Origin of the sequence: Flavobacterium ajazii, from assembly GCF_010614725.1 — a bacterium.
In the GTDB taxonomy this organism is placed as follows: domain Bacteria; phylum Bacteroidota; class Bacteroidia; order Flavobacteriales; family Flavobacteriaceae; genus Flavobacterium; species Flavobacterium ajazii.
This window is the reverse complement of sequence record NZ_JAAEHL010000004.1, coordinates 279,203-297,653: the sequence shown is the minus strand read 5'-3', so window position 1 is coordinate 297,653 and position 18,451 is coordinate 279,203. Positions and strand designations below refer to the sequence as shown.

Here is an 18,451-nt window from a genome sequence, read left to right as displayed (position 1 = left end):
TTATTCTGCGCAATAGCAAGGTTTTTGTCCAAAAGTGTATGTTAAGGTAACTCCGGTAAAAACATACCAGTCATTATTATTTAAATTCCCGAAACGATTTGCCTCTAAAGAATCATCTTTAGGGAAACTTCCGTCTATATTGTCAGTAAAAGTATATCGGGCTCCAACTTCAGCTGCTAAAACAAAATTCCTGCTTATGTTTGATTTTAAACCTAATATAATAGGTATTGCTAAGGAATTTGAATTCTTGTTTTTTTCTGTCACTCCATTTTCTACGTATAGTTCATCGTATTTAAAATAACTTAATCCTGAAAATATATAGGGTGTGATTTTTAAATCCTCTTCATGTAGATTGAAGTCAAAAAAATTAAATTCTAAACCAGCAGAAAGTTCTTTGATATTGTTTTTAAAGCTATAGCCTCTTTGATTTCGGCTTGATTCTTCAGATTGAGAATCGTTTCCTGCAACTGAAGATTGGGTATACGAGAAACGATATGAATGCCGTGGGCTTTTGTTCCATTTGTAAAGGATACCAAAAGCCAATTTTTCAGGAGCAATATAAGTAGTGCTTCCGACATCTCCTATGAAGTTGCTTCCGCCAAGAAAAACACCAATCTCATTTATCTGAGCATTAAGTGTAATAAAGGGGAAAAAACATAATAATAAATTAAAAATTTTCTTCATTTAATTTAAAAATTGCGTGCAAATATAATAATTATCAATACGAATCAAAGTTCCTTTAGTTAAATGTGTCTTTTTTTAAATTTACCTTATGATTTTGAGACATTTAATGAAGATTTGATATATGCAGAACGAAAAAAAGTACCAATATCGTATGATCGGAACTGGTAAAAAAGTTTAATTTCTTTTATCCTCTCCCCAGAGTAATTTTTTTCTCAGGGTTTTTAGGAAAGTTTCACCGGGAATTTCAACCATTTTAATTTTAAAATTGGTTTTTTTAACGGTCAAAACCGATTCGTTTTTAATTGATGCAATCCTCGAATCCAGAGAAACCAAATATTGGTCTTCTCTTCCTGAAACCCGAAGTTTGATTTCGGTGTCATCAGGTATAACTAACGGTCTTGCATTTAGATTATGTGGAGCTATTGGGGTGATTACAAGACTTTTTACATCTGGTGTCAGTATTGGTCCGCCACAGCTTAGCGAATAACCTGTTGAACCCGTTGGAGTAGAGAGTATTAGCCCGTCTGCCCAATAGGAGTTTAGGTATTCGTTGTTTAGATAGGTTTCGACAGTAATCATCGAAGTAGTGTCCTTTCGGCTTACCGTAACTTCGTTCATTGCAAAATTCAAATCCTCTTCTATGGCTTCATTTTTCGGATCACAAGTAAGACTTAATAAAGTTCTTTCAGAAATAGTGTAGTTTTTGTCAATTACAAACTGTAAAAAACCATCAATACTTTCTTTTGGAACAGTTGCGAGAAAGCCTAATCTTCCTGCATTAATCCCTAAAATCGGTACTCCGGAATTACGGGCTAACGTAGCAGCTCTTAAAATTGTACCGTCTCCGCCTATGCTGATCAGCATCTCAAAGCTGTCGTCTAGCTGTGTTTTTGCAGAGAATGTTTGGTATTCTTTTTTGATTAATTGTTTCTCATAAAGCATTTTTAGAAAGTTTTCCTCAATAACCATTTCGACATTATTGGTATTAAAAAACACAAAAATATCTTTGATAATTGGTTCGGTGCTGTTTTGGTAATACTGTCCGTAAATGGCTACTTTCATTTTGTTATGTTAGATAATGAGAAAATTTGAGAATGTGCCAATGTGAAAATTATCTAATTGACTCATTTTCTAATTGCCACATTATAATTATATATTAAGGTATTTGTCTAAATAATCAGATCGCTCTTTTAAGCTGTTAATATAAGTATCTTCCTGATGCTCTGAGATGATTTCGTAATTGTATCTTCTAAAAGTCTGGATGATTTCATTAATTGCCCCCAAACCAATTTTTACAGTAATTCGTACGTTTTCTAAATTGGCTTCAGAGACAAAACATCCCAAAACTTTACCGTTATTGCTTTCTACAATCTGAGAAATTTCACTCATTGAATAATCTAAAAGCCCTTTTTGAACGATAATAATTGCGCCAGGTTCTTTTAAAAATGGAGTTTCCTGAAAAAATTTCATGATGTCTTCCATTTCATAATAACCTATATAGCTATTATTTTCATCAATAACAGGGACTGTATTGGTGTGGTTTTTTGCAAAAATTTCCAGGACGTCGAGCCAAATCATCGATTTTCTGGCAAAAAAACGTTCCAGAGAATATTTATAATCGGTTATTTTTTTATCCGTATCAAAAGTTTCGACATCATCAGATGCAATGCTTCCGATAAAAACTCCATTTTCCAAAACAGGGAAATGAGAAAAATTCAAATCAGCAAAAAAGTCCTGAACAGACGCTATGCTTTCCAGACTGTCGATTGCTCTAAAATCGTTGGTGATATAGTGAGTGATTTCTGTCATAAGTCGTTTGAAGATATTTGATGCAAAATAATCAAAAAATAGCAAAAAGCGCTACGTTTTACTTTGTATTTTTGTCGTTACAAATATAATGTTACCACAATTAATAATTTATTTATATGACAAAGTTAAGTGTAAATATTAATAAAATTGCTACCCTAAGAAATGCGCGTGGAGGCAATGTTCCTGATTTATTAAAGGTGGCTGCCGATATTCAAAAATTTGGTGGTCAGGGAATCACGATTCACCCTCGTCCGGATGAGCGACATATTCGTTATCAGGATGCCCGTGATTTGAAAGCAATTGTTACTACAGAATATAATATTGAAGGAAATCCGCAGCATAATTTTATTGATTTGGTTTTAGAATGCAAACCCGATCAGGTGACACTGGTTCCGGATGCAATTGGAGCTATAACATCTTCTGCAGGTTGGGACACTATAAATAATCAGGCCTATTTAACCGAGGTTATTCAGGAATTTCAAAGAAATGGAATCAGAACTTCGATTTTTGTTGATCCTGTTCTGAAAATGATCGAGGGAGCAAAAAAAACAGGGACAGACAGAATTGAATTGTATACAGAAACTTTTGCACACCAATACGATTTAGGAAATAAAAACGGAATTGATCCTTACGTAAAGGCTGCAGAATTAGCAAATGAATTAGGTCTAGGAATCAATGCCGGACATGATTTAAGTCTGGATAATATTCAGTTTTTCAAACAAAACATACCGGGATTATTAGAAGTTTCTATTGGTCACGCATTAATTTCAGAAGCACTTTATCTTGGTTTGGATAATGTGGTGAATATGTATTTGAATAAATTGAAATAATTCTCCAGAATAAAAATATAAATATGCTTTACTCAAAAATAGAAGGAGAAGGAAAACCTTTCGTTATTATGCATGGTTTTCTTGGAATGTCTGATAACTGGAAAACACTTGCCGGACAATATGTAGAAGCCGGATTTCAGGTTCATATTTTAGATCTAAGAAATCATGGGCGCAGTTTTCATTCAGAGGAATGGAGTTATGAAGCAATGGTGCAGGATGTCTTTGAATACTGTCAGGAAAATAATTTAGATAAGATTGATTTACTCGGGCATTCAATGGGTGGAAAAGTAGCGATGCTTTTTGCAACGACACATCCGGAAATTGTAGACAAACTGATTGTCGCAGATATTGGTCCGAAATTTTATAAACAGCATCATCAGGATATTTTGGCGGGTTTAAATGCTGTCGATTTTTCTGTAAAACCAAGCCGGAATGATGTAGAGGCAATTGTAGCGCAATATGTTACTGATTTTGGAACTCGTCAGTTTCTGCTGAAAAATTTATATTGGATTGAACCTGGACAATTGGCTTTTCGTTTTAATCTTGAAGTTTTTAATAACAATCTCGATGCAATTGGGAAACCGCTGGCGGATGGTTTGGTTTTCGATAAACCGACATTATTTATTCGTGGCGGGGAATCAGGTTATGTTTTAGATTCTGATATTGATGCAATTAAAGAGCATTTTCCAAATTTACAATTAGAAACAATTCCGGGTGCCGGACACTGGCTTCATGCAGAAAACCCAAAACTGTTTTTTGAACTTACCGCTACATTTTTAAAAGAATAGTTAAATTGATTAAAAAATAGTACTTTTAGATAAATTTTAAACCAGAAAACTATGAAATTATTACTCAGACTTCTTGTAACCGCTGCCTTGGTTCTGCTATTGTCTAACCTTTTGTCGGGTGTTCATGTTGCGAGTTTTGGTACGGCGGTAATTGTGGCAGTAGTTTTAGGCTTGTTGAATATTTTTATAAAACCAATTTTAGTTGTTTTGACACTGCCTGTGACGGTTGTTACGCTTGGCTTGTTTTTGTTGGTCATAAACGCTATAATTATTTTGTTGTCTACTAAAATTGTAGGCGGTTTTGCGGTTGATTCATTCTGGACAGCATTAGTATTCAGCGTTATTCTATCGATTCTTCAGTCTATAACATATAAAATATTAGGAGACGATAAAAAATAGAAACTAAAAGCAGATTAAAACTGCTTCAAATACAATACATTAAAAACTTGGTTGGGTTGCAAAAATTTTATAATTTTGCAACCCAATTTTATTATGTAAATTAAAGAAGAAGATGGATATTAAAAGAGTAGCAATAGACGCTGTAAACGAGACAATTGTGATGAACGTTGTTCATATGGATTACAAAGGTCAGGTAGCAAAAAGAATAAACGAAAAAATGCCTTTAGCGCAGGTTAAAGGATTTAGAAAAGGGGCAGTGCCTAAAGATCTTGTTGAAAAACAATACGGAAAAGGTATCAAACAAGAAGAGATTAAAAAAGTAGTTGATTTGGCTTTAGAGCGTTATATTCAATCTGAAAGATTAAATCTTTTAGGAACTCCACTTCCAAAAGTAAGCGAAGATTTTAACTGGGATGCTGAAGAATTAACTTTCGAATATGAAATTGGTTTAGTGCCAAACTTCGAAATTGACTTAGAAGCTAAAAACAATATCGTAAAATACGTTGTTACTGCTGATGATAAATTAATCGACGGACAAGTTGAAAGAATCCAAAAGCAATTTGGAAAAGCAAATCCTGTTGAAAAAGTTACGGCTGATTCTGATGTTACGGGAACTTTCGCAAACGCAGAAAACGGAATTGAAAACAAAACAACTTTTTCATTGTCAGTTTTCAAAGATAAAAAAACAGCTGATTTATTTATAGGTAAAGAAGTAGGTGATGTAGTTACTGTAAACACAAAAGGTTTATTTGAAGACGATCACCAATTAATGGATTACTTAAAAGTGGGTCACGATAATGTTCATGATTTGGCAATTGATGTTGCTTTTACAATCGAAGCAATTAATGTTTCTGAGCCAGCTGAACTAAACCAGGAATTGTTTGATAAACTTTTTGGTGAAGGAAAAGTAGCGACTTTAGAAGATTTAAAAGCTAAAATTAAAGAAGACGCTGAGTCTCAATTTGCACAGCAGGCTGACCAAAAATTATTATTAGACGTTCAGGATTTCTTAATCGAAAACACAAAATTCGATTTACCTGCTGAATTCTTGAAAAAATGGTTACAAACTGTTGGAGAGAAAAAACTTTCTGCTGAAGAAGCTGAAGTTGAATATGCTAGATCTGAAAAGGGCTTGCGTTTCCAATTGATCGAAGGAAAAGCATTGGCTCAAAGTAATATCCAAATTACATTTGAAGATTTGAAAGAGTTTACATCAAACGCTATCAGACAGCAAATGGCTCAATTTGGGCAAACAAATCCAACTGACGAAGAAGTTCAGGGAATTGTAGCAAGAGTTTTATCTAACCAGGACGAAGTGAAAAGACTTTCTGAGCAGGTTGTAGCAGCTAAATTGTTAGATATCTTCAAAGAAAAAGCAAACCCAACAACAAAAGAGGTTACTTACGAAGAATTTATTGCCGCTTCTTACGGAGAATAATTTCTAAAGAAACAAGTATATTGGAGCGTCAGGATTTTTTTCTGGCGCTCTTTTGTTTTAATTTTTTTTTGATTACTTTTCAGGAGCTAATCGAGCTATCCGTTACAAGTTTTTTCATTACCGCCTTTTTTTGTAAGGCATAAAAAGAGCTTCCGTTGGTCGCTTTTTTCTACCAACAAAAAATAGTTGTCATTTCAAAAAGCTTTTCACTGCTATCTGGGCTAGAAATAAGACAAATTGACATTCTTTAGAAAGAGGTACAACCTTTGATGAAAGAATTATATCATTATAACATAAACTTAGAACACTACAATATGAACTACGGTAAAGAATTCAAAAAATTTGCTACAAAGCACCAGGGAGTAAATGCAATGTATTATGATAAAATCGTTGCTGCGATGACTCCAACAAACATGACTCCATATATTATTGAAGAGCGTCAGTTAAATATTTCTCAATTGGACGTTTTCTCAAGATTAATGATGGACAGAATTATCTTTTTAGGAACAGGTATTGATGATCAAATCGCTAATATTGTTCAGGCTCAGTTATTATTTTTAGAAAGCGCTGATGCATCAAAAGATATCCAAATTTATTTAAATTCTCCTGGAGGAAGCGTTTATGCAGGTCTTGGAATTTATGACACAATGCAGTATATCAAACCGGATGTTGCTACAATTTGTACTGGAATGGCAGCTTCTATGGGTGCGGTTTTATTATGCGCGGGAGCAGCAGGAAAACGTTCGGCTCTGCCACATTCAAGAGTAATGATTCACCAGCCATCAGGAGGAGCACAGGGTGTTGCAACAGATATGGAAATCAATTTACGCGAGATGCTGAAGTTGAAAGATGAATTATATCATATCATTTCACAGCATTCAGGTCAGTCTTTCGAAAGAGTTCATAAAGATAGTGAACGCGATTACTGGATGATTGCTGACGAAGCTAAAGAATACGGAATGATTGATGAAGTATTAAGAAGAGGATAAAAAAGTTTCAGGTTTCAGGTTTCAAGTTGAAGCAGTTAACTTGAAACCTGAAACAAAATAAAATTTGAAACAAAAAATAAAATATTAAGCTGTAAAGATTTAAGTTTTAAAGTTTTAATTTTAAAAAGCTTAGAAACTTAGTACCTTTGCAGCTTAGTAACTTAAATAAAGAATGGCAAAAGTAGTATTAGAATGTTCGTTTTGTGGAAGAAAAAAGCCAGAAACTAATTTATTGATAGCTGGTATCAATGCGCATATCTGCGATAAGTGTATTGAACAGGCACACGGAATCGTACTAGAAGAATTAAAGTCCAGCGGAAGTGCAAAACTGGCTGGAGACCTTATTTTAAAGAAACCAAAAGAAATCAGAGCTTTTCTGGATCAATATGTAATCGGTCAGGATCAGACTAAAAAAGTAATGTCGGTTGCGGTTTATAATCACTACAAACGTTTAATGCAGCAGCAATTAGACGACGAAGTAGAGATTGAAAAAAGTAACATCATTATGGTGGGGCAAACCGGAACAGGAAAAACATTGGTGGCAAAAACTATTGCAAAAATGTTAGATGTTCCTTTGGCTATTGTAGATGCAACTGTACTTACAGAAGCAGGTTATGTAGGGGAAGATGTTGAGAGTATTTTGACTCGCTTACTTCAGGCAGCTGATTATGATGTGGCTAAAGCCGAAAGAGGAATCGTTTTTATTGATGAAATTGATAAAATTGCCCGTAAGAGTGACAATCCGTCCATAACACGCGACGTTTCCGGTGAAGGTGTACAGCAGGCACTTCTTAAATTATTAGAAGGAACAGTTGTAAACGTACCACCAAAAGGAGGACGTAAGCACCCGGATCAGAAGTTTGTTGAGGTAAATACTCAAAATATCCTTTTTATTGCCGGTGGAGCTTTTGATGGAGTAGAACGTATTATTTCTAAACGTTTGAACCGTCAGGCAGTTGGATATTCTACTTCTAAAAATACAGACAATATCGACAAAGACAATTTATTGCAGTATATTATCCCTAAGGACATTAAAGATTTTGGATTGATTCCTGAAATTATTGGTCGTTTACCGGTTTTAACGCACATGGATCCTTTGGATAAAGAAACACTTCGTGCAATTCTGACTCAGCCTAAAAATGCATTGATAAAACAATATCAGAAATTATTTTTAATGGATGATGTTGAATTTACGATTACAGATGAAGCACTAGATTTTATTGTAGATAAAGCTTTAGAGTACAAATTAGGGGCTCGTGGATTACGCTCTTTATGCGAAGCTATTCTGACAGATGCTATGTATGAACTGCCAACTTCAGATGACACAAGTCTGACAATCGACAAAGAATATGCAGAACATACCTTAAGTAAAAACTTATTGAAGCGTATGGAAATTGCTTCTTAATTATTGAAAATATATTTTCTAAAACCTGTTCATTTATTTGGACAGGTTTTTTTTATACTTTTTTAATTCTATTTTCATTTCTTTTTTGAGTAAATTGGAAACATGAAAAAAATGTTTTTTATAATTTGTCTGTTTTTGGTTTTTTCTTGTACTAAAGAAAACAAAGTAACCGCTATTTCTGAAAATAAACATAAAAACGAAATAGTTTCAGAAGAAAAACCGAGAGTTGAAATTAATTATGACAATTATTACAAAGAAGCCCGGCAATTTTGTAAAAATAATAATCTCAATCAAAACAAATTTATCCTGATTGATTTAGGTATACATTCAGGTTTGAAAAGATTTTTTATATATGATTTTAAAGATAAAAAAATATCAAAATCTTATATGGTAAGTCATGGTTGTGGTGCTAATGAATGGGGAAGGACTTCTTCAAAAACTGATGCGTCAATTAGCAATGAATTCGATTCACATTGTTCTTCATTGGGTAAATATGTGATTTTAGATCGGGGCGTGAGCCAGTGGGGAATTAAAGTGAATTATGTTTTGAAGGGAAAAGAGAAATCGAACTCGAATGCAATAAGCCGCGCTATAGTTTTACACTCCTGGGAAGCAATTCCGGATAATGAAGTCTTTCCGGAAGGAACGCCTGAAGGGTGGGGCTGTCCGGCAGTTTCTAACGAAAGCATGAAAGAAATTGACGAATTGTTGAAAAAAAATAAAAAGGTTCTGATGTGGATTATTAAGTCCTGATTTTTTGGTTTTATGAAAACAAAATTTCTGTTTTAGCCCTGATCGTAACGGCATCCTGTTGTTGCGGGGTTCGCAACAACAGATATAGTGGAGAGCAGGACTAAGGTTGTTCTGAAAATAATTGCTTCTGCTCCTGAAATTACTGAACCCTAAATTTCTCCCGATATTCAATTGGTTTCATGCCGACCATTTTATAAAATACTTTTCTAAATGCTTTTGGGTCGTTATAACCGGTTTTTTCGATAATCTCGGAAATCGAAAGCTGGGTTTGCTCCAGATATTTTTTTGAACTCTCCACTCTGATATTTTGAAGGTATTCGATAGGCGGAATTCCGGTAACCTGTTTAAAACGGCGTGTCATGTTACGGGTGCTGGTTGGGATATCTTTGGTGATTTCTTCGAGGGTTTCGATGCTGTGATACTGGCTTTCGATTTTTTGCTGCAGCATGGCAACCAACGTATCATTGTGCAGGTGATTGGGTCTGAAAGTGCTGAAATAACTTTGTTTGTAGCGGTTTAAATCGATCGAGAAAATCTTGGCGATTTGTACGGCGATTTCGTTTCCGCAATACTTCTGTACCAAAAGAATCAATAAATGAAAAGTTGAGGTTGAGCCTCCGCTGGTGTATAAACTCCCGTCTGCTGTAAGGGTTTCTTCGGATTTTAATTTGACTAAAGGGAAAGCTTTTGTAAAAGCACTGCAGGCATCGACATGCGTAGTAGCCAGTTTTTCGTTGAGCAGACCGGAAGCGGCAAACAAAAAGGCTCCTGTGCAAAAGCTTGCCAGTTCGGCACCTGATTGATGCTGTTTTTGAAGCCACGGAATGAATTTTCGGTTTTTTGCAATCATTTCGCTCATATTATCTGTTGTAAAAGCGGGAATCAAAATAAGATCTAGAGCAATATCCGAATCCTGAATTGCTTTCAGTTTATAACCAAACGAATGTTCCTGAGCAATTTGTTCTTCTGATTGAAAAAGCATTATTTCAAATGTTTTTTCAGCTTTTGAAGTGAGTTTGTTTGCCGTTTCAAACACCTCTAAAATAGCGGCAACACTTAGTAATTTATAGTCGTGAGGTATGATTAATCCTAATTTCCTGCTCATAATTTTGTGGTTTTTTGGAAGTTGACTTCAAGTACAAAAATAGGTATTTTGTCTTAAATGCCCCTAAAGTTGACTTTTATTAACACTTCGAACGATTCTTAATATTTTAAATTTGCTATAAATAATTTGTAATTTTATGTAATATGGATACAAAAATTTTCTTAAATCTTGCTGTAAAAGATTTAAATCGCGCAATATCTTTTTTTAACGGACTAGGTTTTCCGACGAATCCCAAGTTTACAAATGACAAAGGCGCTTGTATAGTAATTGGTGAAAATATCAATGTAATGATTTTAGTTGAAGAATTTTATCAAACTTTTACCAAAAAGCAAATTTGTAACACAGCCACAACGAGCGAAGTGCTTACTGCTCTTTCTGTAGCAACACGCGAACAGGTAGACGAAATGATGGAGAAAGCGGTTAAAGGCGGAGGAACTGATTACGAGCAATCGCAGGATTATGGCTGGATGTACCAAAGAACTTTTCTGGATCCCGACGGACATCATTGGGAAGTCTTCTGTATGGATGAAAGCCAGATTCCGGATCAATTATAAATCAGGTAAAAAATTATAATATGATAGCGGTACAAAACACAATTAATGCACCAATAGAAAAAGTTTGGGAGTTGTGGACATTGCCTGAACACATTAAGAATTGGAATAATGCTTCGCCAGACTGGTCTACGCCTTATGTGGAAAATGATTTGAAAGAAGGAGGTAAATTCAAATTTACAATGGTCATGAAAGGTAGTGATGGTTTTGATTTTGAAGGTGTATATACCAGAATTGAAAAACTTTCATTGATAGAATACCAACTATATGATAACAGAACTGCAAGTGTTCGTTTTGAAAATATGGGTGAAAAAGTGGTCCTTACAGAGACATTTGAACCTGATGGTGATGCGGAAATGGAGGGGCAGTTTTGCACAGCAATCATTCAGAATTTTAAAAAATATGTCGAAAATTTTAAAGAATAAATCAGTTTATAAATTATAAAGTTAATAGATAATGATCACAATAAAAAGTACAGTTAAATCATCTCTTGATAAAGTTTGGAATTTCTGGAATTCTCCGGAGCATATTACAAAATGGAGTTTTGCATCTCCGGACTGGCACACTCCTTATGCCGAAAATGATTTGAGGGAAGGTGGAAAATTCAAATCGACTATGGCGGCAAAAGACGGTAGTATGAGTTTTGATTTTGAAGGCGAATTTACTTTGGTAAAACCAAATGAAGCACTTGAATATGTAATGGCTGACGGCAGAAAGGTTGAAATTACTTTTGCTGAAACTACAGACGGAGTTGAAATAACTGAAAGTTTTGATCCTGAAACACAAAATCCTGAAGAAATGCAGCGTGCAGGCTGGCAGGCAATTCTGGATAATTTTAAAAATTACGCTGAAGCTAACTAAGGTTCTAATTAGCAAAGGTTTAAAGATTATAACTTAAATTAAATGTTTTTTTAAACTAAAAACTTAATGTCATGCTGCGTCCATTCGGCTTCGTTCAGGATAAACTTAGTCGAAGCCCTGGTTTTCATAAGCCTTCGACTCCGCTCAGGATGACAATTGTAAAACTAAAACCCAAAGTAAAATGAACTTATATCACTTATATGGTAAAAAATAAATAAATATCTAACCAACAAAATTCAAAAAAAATGACAAAACAAATATGGTTGAATCTTCCTGTAAAGGATGTAGCAAAAGCGAAAGATTTTTTCTGGAAAATAGGTTTTTCGTTCAATGAACAACATGACACACCAAACTCGACCTGTATGGTCGTAGGTGAAGGACATTTTGTAGTGATGCTTTTCGAAGAATCAATGTTTGCAGGTTTTTCGCAAAATGGTATTACAGATACTAATTCGGGTTCTGAAGTTTTGATTTCGATTGATGCAGAAAATAGGGAAGAAGTTGACGAATTAGCAGAAAAAGTTAAAGCAGCGGGCGGAACTGTTTTTGCAGCACCGGCTGAAAGTCAGGGCTGGATGTACGGTTGTGGTTTTGCAGATTTAGACGGCCATCGTTGGAATGTCTTATTTATGGATTTTAGTAAATTGTCATAATTATGGAAACATTAGAATTTAAAATCAGAATCAAAGCATCTCCGGAAAAAATCTGGTCTGTTTTGTGGGATGATGAAACTTATAAAATATGGACAGGCGCTTTTTGCGAAGGTTCATATGCAGTAAGCGACTGGAATGAAGGGGATAAAATACATTTCATGGCTCCAAACGGAGAAGGAATGAATAGCATTATCGAAAAGAAAGTTCCAAATGAATATATGGCTTTTAAGCATATCGGAGAAATAAAAGACTTTAAGGAACAACCTCTTAACGAAGAAACCGAAAAATGGAGCGGTTATATGGAAACTTACCGTTTAATACCCGATGACGAATTTACAGATCTGGTTTCGTATGTTGATGTAATCGAAAAGCATATCGACTATTTTAAAGAAGCTTTTCCCAAAGGTTTAGAATCAGTGAAGGAGCTGTCAGAAAAATAAAATACCAATTGCAAAAATCAATGTCAATTGCAATAAAAATAAATAATAATTAAAAATATCAAATCATGGCAACATCAGTAAACCCTTATTTAATTTTTAACGGAAATTGTGAAGAAGCATTTCTGTTTTACAAATCAGTTTTTGGAGGAGAATTTCCATATATTGGAAAATTTAAAGATATGCCGGCTTCAGAAGACGGAGGCTGTGCGGAACTTTCAGAAAAAGATGCCAACAGGATAATGCACGTGTCGCTGCCAATTGGAAATACCATTTTAATGGGAAGTGACAGCAACGAACAATCCGGAGATGTAGCTTTTGGAGGCAACTTTTCAGTTTCAATCAACGTTGAAAGTAAGGAAGAAGCCGACAGGGTTTTCAACGGACTTTCAGCAGGCGGAAACGTTTTCATGCCCATGGATAATACTTTCTGGGGTGCTTATTTCGGAATGTTTACAGATAAATTCGGTGTCAACTGGATGGTGAATTTTGATGTAAATGAACCAAACAAATAGTCAAAAAGTTAGGTTATTTTAATCCCTGAACATTATTGTTAAATTATTTGAAAAAGCACATTGATTTGTGCTTTTTCGTTATAAAAAACAATCAATATACTTTTATATCAGCAATAGATTGCCGATTTTTGTCGCTTCTTAAATCAACAAGGATAAAATGGCAAAAGACGATAAGGAAATTATTTTATTAAAAGTTTCAGGACACGACAAACCGGGTGTTACAGCAGGATTGACTTCAGTATTAGCAGCTTATGATGCTGTTATTCTAGACATAGGACAGGCCGATATTCATGATACATTATCTTTAGGGATTTTATTCGAAATCGAAGCCGGCTCCAGTTCAGGTCCTGTTTTAAAAGACCTTTTGTTTAAAGCTTACGAACTCGAAGTAAAGGTTAAATTCATTCCGATTTCTGTCGAAGATTATGAAACCTGGGTGAAATCACAATCCAATCAGCGTTACATCATCAATATTTTAGGAGAAAAATTAACGGCCGTACAATTGGCTGCCGTGACTAAAATAATGACAGACCAAAACCTGAATATTAATTCTATTATCAGATTGACAGGAAGGACTTCTGTTGTTGAAAAAGAAGAATATCCGCGTTCTTGTATCCAGTTATCCGTTACCGGAGAAATTGTCAACAAGATCGAAATGACAGCCAATTTTATGGCAATTTCCAGAACTTTAGATGTTGACATTTCGTTCCAGGAAGACAATATCTACAGACGAAACAGACGTTTGGTTTGCTTCGATATGGATTCAACATTAATCCAGACAGAAGTAATCGATGAATTAGCAGAACTTAACGGAGTAGGAGATCAGGTAAGAGCGATTACCGAATCTGCTATGAACGGCGAAATTGATTTCAACGAAAGCTTCAAAAAACGTATGGCTTTGCTGGAAGGTCTTAGCGAAGACGTTTTGCAAAAAGTGGCCGAAAACCTGCCAATCACAAAAGGAGCACATCGTTTAATGAAAGCGTTGAAGTACTACGGATATAAAACCGCTATTTTATCCGGAGGATTCACTTATTTTGGAGAATACCTGCAAAAAGAACTGGGAATCGATTATGTGCACGCCAATCAGTTAGAAATTAAAGACGGAAAATTAACCGGTAAATATATAGGTGATATCGTAGACGGTTTGAAGAAGGCAGAATACCTGACAGCCATTGCCGAGAAAGAAGGAATCCACATCAATCAAACCATTGCGGTTGGAGACGGTGCAAACGATTTACCAATGATCAACCTTGCCGGTCTTGGAATCGCTTTCCACGCCAAACCAAAAGTAAAAGAAAGTGCGTCAAATTCGATTTCGAGTTTAGGTCTTGATGGTGTGCTGTATTTATTAGGATATCATGACAGGTATATTGATATGATGTAGTATTCTCAATTTTGTCATTTCGACGAAGGAGAAATCACACAAGTAATTCGACAATCAAAATAAAAAACAAACCTTAGTTTCCTATGAGCTAAGGTTTTTTTATGGGCATGTCCCGCAGAAAAAGTGGGTCGGGCTATTCGTTGCAATCTTTTTGTTTTTAAAGGAAAAACAAAAAGGATTTCCACTGCTATCCCTCATGCGATTTAGTGGAATTAGCGTTTTTATAATTCTCTTTTACGATAAATAGTGGTCTTTTTATCTCCTTGTTTTGTAATGATTCCCATTTCAACCGCTTTTTTTAAATCCCTGCTGGCTGTGGCTGAGGATAGATTTTTAAAATAAATCAGATAATCCTTTCTTGTGAAATTTTCTGAATTAGTATCAGTAAAAATTTTTATTCGATCTTCATCAGAAAGTTTTTTTGTTGTGTTTTCTAAAAGTTCGTTCAAAGATTCATTAATTATGTTTAGCATATATTCAATAAACTTTGTTGATTTTCCTTCTTTATCAGAAGCAGAAAGAGAATTGTAGTAATTGGATTGATTTTTAGAGATTAATGTTTCAAAAGGTAAAAATTCGAAAATAGGATATTCTTCCATAAGAATTAAAGTTTGCCACAATCTTCCCATTCTGCCATTTCCATCCATAAAAGGATGAATAAATTCCATTTCATAATGAAAAACACAACTTTTAATTAATGATATTTCGGATTTGTCTTTAAGATAATCAAACAAATCGTTCATTAAAAAAGGAACATTAGCATGAGGTGGAGCAATGTGTTCTACTTTTGTTCCTTTTACAATCCCAACACTTTTGGATCTGTATTTTCCTGTGTTTTCAATAAGATCTTTCATTAGCATTTTATGCGCTTTTAAAAAATCTTTTTCAGAATGATATTTTAAGGTAGTTATGTTTTGATAGACTTCTAATGCATTCAGAACTTCTGTGATGTCTTTTTTGGGACCTACAACTTTTTTATTTTCTAATAGTGCTGTTATTTGGTCTTCTGATAATGTATTCCCTTCAATATTTAGCGATGAATGGATTGTTTTGATCTGATTTTGTTTTCGTAAGTTGGGATTAGTTTTAAGTAAATAAGTAGCATTTACTTCTCCAATTTTTTCAGAAATAGAAGAAATATATTTTAGAATTAAAGAAGTGATTTCGTATGGTGGTTTCATAATTGATACTATCATTTGATACTATCAAAAGTACAATTTTTTTAGTAAACCTTACATTTCCTTCAACTGCTCCAAATAATCTCTCTGATTTGAAAGCCTCGGAATCTTATGTTGTCCACCCAGTTTATCACGTTCCTTCAGCCAGTCGTAAAATAAATTCTCACGAGCAACATTAATCACCAAAGGATTTAACGTCATATTATTGTAGCGTTTCGCTTCGTAATCAGAATTTAAAGTTTGCAAGGTTTCATCCAGCACTTTCTGGAAAAGACCAACATCAGCAGGTTTTTGTTTGAATTCAATCATCCATTCGTGGGCGCCTTTCTCCTTGTCCTGCATAAAAATTGGGGCAACGGTATAATCAATAACTTCGGTTTGGGTAATCTCGCAGGCTTTGGCAATCGCCTGATCGGTGTTTTCGACCATCAGTTCTTCGCCAAAAACATTGATATGATGTTTGGTTCGTCCCGTAACCCTGATTCGGTATGGATTTAAGGAAGTAAATCGAACGGTATCACCTATTAAGTATCTCCATAATCCGGAATTGGTAGTAATAACAATAGCGTAGTTTTTATTCAGTTCAACATCAGCCAAACGGATTACTTTTTGATTTGGCGTTCCGTAAGTGTCCATCGGAATAAATTCGTAGAAGATTCCGTAATCCAGCATTAATAATAAATCGCTCGAATTATTCAAATCCTGAATCGCAAAAAAGCCTTCTGAGGCGTTGTATATTTCGTAGTATTTAAAATCCTTGTTTGGTAAAATTTTCTTGTATTGTTCTTTATAAGGAGAAAAACTTACACCTCCGTGAAAATACACTTCCAGATTTGGCCAAAGTTCGAATAAGTTTCCTTTTCCTGTGTCTTCCAAAACCCTGTTCATCAAAACCAGCATCCAGGAAGGAACTCCGGCGAAACTGGTTACATTTTCGTTTTTGGTTTCGTTGATGATGGCTGCAATTTTAGTTTCCCATTCACTCATTAGCGAAGTCTTGCTGCTTGGCGTACTGCTAAATTCGGCCCAGATTGGCATGTTTTCAATCAAAATCGCCGATAAATCACCAAAAAAAGTATTGTTGTTTTCGTAAATCTGAGAGCTTCCGCCTAAACGAAGACTTTTCCCTACAAACAATTCAGAATCTTCATTATTATTTAAGTACATACAAAGTAAGTCCTTGCTGCCTTTATAATGACAGTCTTCTAAAGCTTCGTTGCTTACGGGAATAAATTTACTCTTAGCATTGGTTGTTCCGCTGGATTTGGCAAACCATTTTATAGGAGTTTCCCAAAAAACACCCTGTTCTCCCTGACGTGTGCGTTCAATTAGTGGTTGTAATTCTTCATAACCTGAAATCGGAACTCTTTCTGCGAAGGTTTTGTAAGAACTGATAGAGGCAAAATCGTATTTTTTTCCAATAATCGTATTTTCTGAAGCCGTCAATAAATTATGCAGCAGTTCTTCCTGAACTTCGTTTGGATATTTTAAAAAAAGTTCAATTTGATGTATCCTTTGTTTGAGGACCCACGAAGCAAAAGAATTTATTATGGATAAAGGCATGAGGAGGTTTTAGAGTTTAGATTTCTGACTCCTGCTTCTGCAAAAGCAAGGATTTAAAATTTGAATATCGATATACAAATACTAACTTTGATGTTATTCAAAAATAGTGTTTTTTTGTAAAAAACTATTTATTTGGAATAAAGAATCCGTTTTAAAAATGGAATTTTCAGTGTTAAATTCATTAGTCTGAAAAGGAATCGAATATCTAAAAAAAACAATATAAAATCTTATGACCTACGAAGGAGTACTTACAAAAATGCAAACCGAAATCGGAAATCCAATTCAGTATTATCTGGTTTTTGAAGATAGTTTTTTAAATATGAATCAATTATTGGATAAAGAAATCGAAATCAATTTTGTGGGCTATCAGTGTTTAAATTGTAATAAAAAGAAAAAAATATTCCGTCAGGGATTCTGCTACGATTGTTTTTATTCAAGTCCAGCAGTTGGAGACTGGATTATGAGACCGGAACTAAGTACGGCACATTTGGGAATTGCAGATCGTGATTTGGAGTATGAGCAAAAAGTTCAGCTACAGCCTCATGTGGTTTATCTGGCTGTAGCAAGCGAAATAAAAGTGGGAGTTACGCGAAAAACACAAGTGCCAACCCGATGGATAGATCAGGGCGCGAGTCAGGCAATAGCTGTTGTTGAGGTTCCGAACCGATATCTGGCAGGAATTACCGAAGTTGCCTTAAAAAGTTTCTATACAGATAAAACCAATTGGAGAAAAATGCTTCAAAACCCAACAGAAACTTTTGATTTAATTGCCGAAAAAGTTAAAATCGAAAGCCTGATTCCGGAAGAAGCAAAGGAGTATTTTTACACTCAAAAGAATGATTTGTATGAATTAAATTATCCGGTTTTAAATTATCCGGCAAAAGTAACAAGTTTAAATCTGGATAAAACGCCTTCTTTTAGCGGGAAACTAACCGGAATTAAAGGGCAATATTTAATTTTCGAAAACGGAACTGTTTTTAATGTCAGAGGGTCTGAAGGATATATAGTTACAATCTCAGTTTAATTTTTAAATTTTAAACATTATAAAAAATGCTTTGTGGCTCACACAAAGCATTTTTTGTTCAAAGATGTTTGAATTTGACATT

At 34.7% G+C, this 18,451-nt stretch carries 21 protein-coding genes; 15 read left to right on the top strand and 6 right to left on the bottom strand.

Annotated elements, in window-relative coordinates; translation table 11 throughout:
- The 3 genes from porG to GWR14_RS09200 form a co-directional block, all read right to left on the bottom strand.
- Nucleotides 1–684 carry a type IX secretion system protein PorG gene (gene porG, locus GWR14_RS09210; RefSeq protein ID WP_163408742.1) on the bottom strand — a complete coding sequence of 228 codons (684 nt, stop codon included), beginning with the start codon at nt 682–684 and terminating at the stop codon, nt 1–3.
- A gap of 174 nt (nt 685–858) precedes the next feature.
- The gene (locus GWR14_RS09205; RefSeq protein WP_163408741.1) at nt 859–1,746 is read right to left on the bottom strand and encodes an NAD kinase; all 888 of its coding nucleotides are present in this window, start codon (nt 1,744–1,746) and stop codon (nt 859–861) included.
- 87 nt (nt 1,747–1,833) lie between these two features.
- Nucleotides 1,834–2,493, bottom strand: a complete 660-nt coding sequence (locus GWR14_RS09200; protein WP_163408740.1) for a CBS domain-containing protein — start codon at nt 2,491–2,493, stop codon at nt 1,834–1,836.
- 116 nt (nt 2,494–2,609) lie between these two features.
- Between GWR14_RS09200 and GWR14_RS09195 the strand changes: the two genes are divergently transcribed.
- From GWR14_RS09195 to GWR14_RS09165, 7 genes are all read left to right on the top strand, one after another.
- Nucleotides 2,610–3,323, top strand: a complete 714-nt coding sequence (locus GWR14_RS09195) for a pyridoxine 5'-phosphate synthase (protein WP_163408739.1) — start codon at nt 2,610–2,612, stop codon at nt 3,321–3,323.
- 23 nt (nt 3,324–3,346) lie between these two features.
- The gene (locus GWR14_RS09190) at nt 3,347–4,111 is read left to right on the top strand and encodes an alpha/beta fold hydrolase (RefSeq protein WP_163408738.1); all 765 of its coding nucleotides are present in this window, start codon (nt 3,347–3,349) and stop codon (nt 4,109–4,111) included.
- Nucleotides 4,112–4,162: 51 nt separating this feature from the next.
- Nucleotides 4,163–4,510 carry a phage holin family protein gene (locus GWR14_RS09185; protein ID WP_163408737.1) on the top strand — a complete coding sequence of 116 codons (348 nt, stop codon included), beginning with the start codon at nt 4,163–4,165 and terminating at the stop codon, nt 4,508–4,510.
- A gap of 112 nt (nt 4,511–4,622) precedes the next feature.
- On the top strand, nt 4,623–5,948 hold the full coding sequence (locus tag GWR14_RS09180; protein ID WP_163408736.1) for a trigger factor: 1,326 nt from the start codon (nt 4,623–4,625) through the stop codon (nt 5,946–5,948).
- Between the two features lie 314 nt (nt 5,949–6,262).
- Nucleotides 6,263–6,937: an ATP-dependent Clp endopeptidase proteolytic subunit ClpP gene (gene clpP, locus GWR14_RS09175; RefSeq protein WP_163408735.1), complete on the top strand. Its 675-nt coding sequence runs from the start codon at nt 6,263–6,265 to the stop codon at nt 6,935–6,937.
- A 172-nt stretch (nt 6,938–7,109) separates the two neighbouring features.
- Nucleotides 7,110–8,342, top strand: a complete 1,233-nt coding sequence (gene clpX / locus GWR14_RS09170; protein ID WP_163408734.1) for an ATP-dependent Clp protease ATP-binding subunit ClpX — start codon at nt 7,110–7,112, stop codon at nt 8,340–8,342.
- 102 nt (nt 8,343–8,444) lie between these two features.
- The gene (locus GWR14_RS09165; RefSeq protein ID WP_163408733.1) at nt 8,445–9,095 is read left to right on the top strand and encodes a murein L,D-transpeptidase catalytic domain-containing protein; all 651 of its coding nucleotides are present in this window, start codon (nt 8,445–8,447) and stop codon (nt 9,093–9,095) included.
- Between the two features lie 139 nt (nt 9,096–9,234).
- Here the strand turns inward: GWR14_RS09165 and GWR14_RS09160 are convergent, their stop codons facing one another.
- On the bottom strand, nt 9,235–10,200 hold the full coding sequence (locus GWR14_RS09160; protein WP_163408732.1) for a GlxA family transcriptional regulator: 966 nt from the start codon (nt 10,198–10,200) through the stop codon (nt 9,235–9,237).
- A gap of 143 nt (nt 10,201–10,343) precedes the next feature.
- On the opposite strand from GWR14_RS09160, the gene GWR14_RS09155 reads away from it, so the two are divergent.
- The 7 genes from GWR14_RS09155 (at nt 10,344) to serB (ending at nt 14,604) form a co-directional block, all read left to right on the top strand.
- The gene (locus GWR14_RS09155; protein ID WP_163408731.1) at nt 10,344–10,754 is read left to right on the top strand and encodes a VOC family protein; all 411 of its coding nucleotides are present in this window, start codon (nt 10,344–10,346) and stop codon (nt 10,752–10,754) included.
- Nucleotides 10,755–10,774: 20 nt separating this feature from the next.
- Nucleotides 10,775–11,176: an SRPBCC domain-containing protein gene (locus GWR14_RS09150; RefSeq protein ID WP_163408730.1), complete on the top strand. Its 402-nt coding sequence runs from the start codon at nt 10,775–10,777 to the stop codon at nt 11,174–11,176.
- Nucleotides 11,177–11,207: 31 nt separating this feature from the next.
- Nucleotides 11,208–11,612: an SRPBCC family protein gene (locus GWR14_RS09145; RefSeq protein WP_163408729.1), complete on the top strand. Its 405-nt coding sequence runs from the start codon at nt 11,208–11,210 to the stop codon at nt 11,610–11,612.
- A gap of 245 nt (nt 11,613–11,857) precedes the next feature.
- Nucleotides 11,858–12,265, top strand: a complete 408-nt coding sequence (locus tag GWR14_RS09140; RefSeq protein ID WP_163408728.1) for a VOC family protein — start codon at nt 11,858–11,860, stop codon at nt 12,263–12,265.
- Nucleotides 12,266–12,267: 2 nt separating this feature from the next.
- Nucleotides 12,268–12,705 (top strand): SRPBCC domain-containing protein, encoded by a 438-nt coding sequence (locus GWR14_RS09135; protein WP_163408727.1) that lies wholly within the window; start codon nt 12,268–12,270, stop codon nt 12,703–12,705.
- Nucleotides 12,706–12,770: 65 nt separating this feature from the next.
- Nucleotides 12,771–13,217, top strand: a complete 447-nt coding sequence (locus GWR14_RS09130) for a VOC family protein (RefSeq protein ID WP_163408726.1) — start codon at nt 12,771–12,773, stop codon at nt 13,215–13,217.
- 157 nt (nt 13,218–13,374) lie between these two features.
- Nucleotides 13,375–14,604 carry a phosphoserine phosphatase SerB gene (serB, locus tag GWR14_RS09125; RefSeq protein ID WP_163408725.1) on the top strand — a complete coding sequence of 410 codons (1,230 nt, stop codon included), beginning with the start codon at nt 13,375–13,377 and terminating at the stop codon, nt 14,602–14,604.
- Between the two features lie 221 nt (nt 14,605–14,825).
- On the opposite strand, the gene GWR14_RS09120 is transcribed toward serB, so the two are convergent.
- Nucleotides 14,826–15,785: a Fic family protein gene (locus GWR14_RS09120; protein WP_163408724.1), complete on the bottom strand. Its 960-nt coding sequence runs from the start codon at nt 15,783–15,785 to the stop codon at nt 14,826–14,828.
- 51 nt (nt 15,786–15,836) lie between these two features.
- Nucleotides 15,837–17,345: a GH3 auxin-responsive promoter family protein gene (locus GWR14_RS09115; protein ID WP_163408723.1), complete on the bottom strand. Its 1,509-nt coding sequence runs from the start codon at nt 17,343–17,345 to the stop codon at nt 15,837–15,839.
- Nucleotides 17,346–17,574: 229 nt separating this feature from the next.
- Here GWR14_RS09115 and GWR14_RS09110 point away from each other — a divergent pair, with 229 nt between their 5' ends.
- Nucleotides 17,575–18,369 carry a DUF2797 domain-containing protein gene (locus GWR14_RS09110; protein ID WP_163408722.1) on the top strand — a complete coding sequence of 265 codons (795 nt, stop codon included), beginning with the start codon at nt 17,575–17,577 and terminating at the stop codon, nt 18,367–18,369.
- The last annotated feature ends 82 nt before the right edge of the window (nt 18,370–18,451 follow it).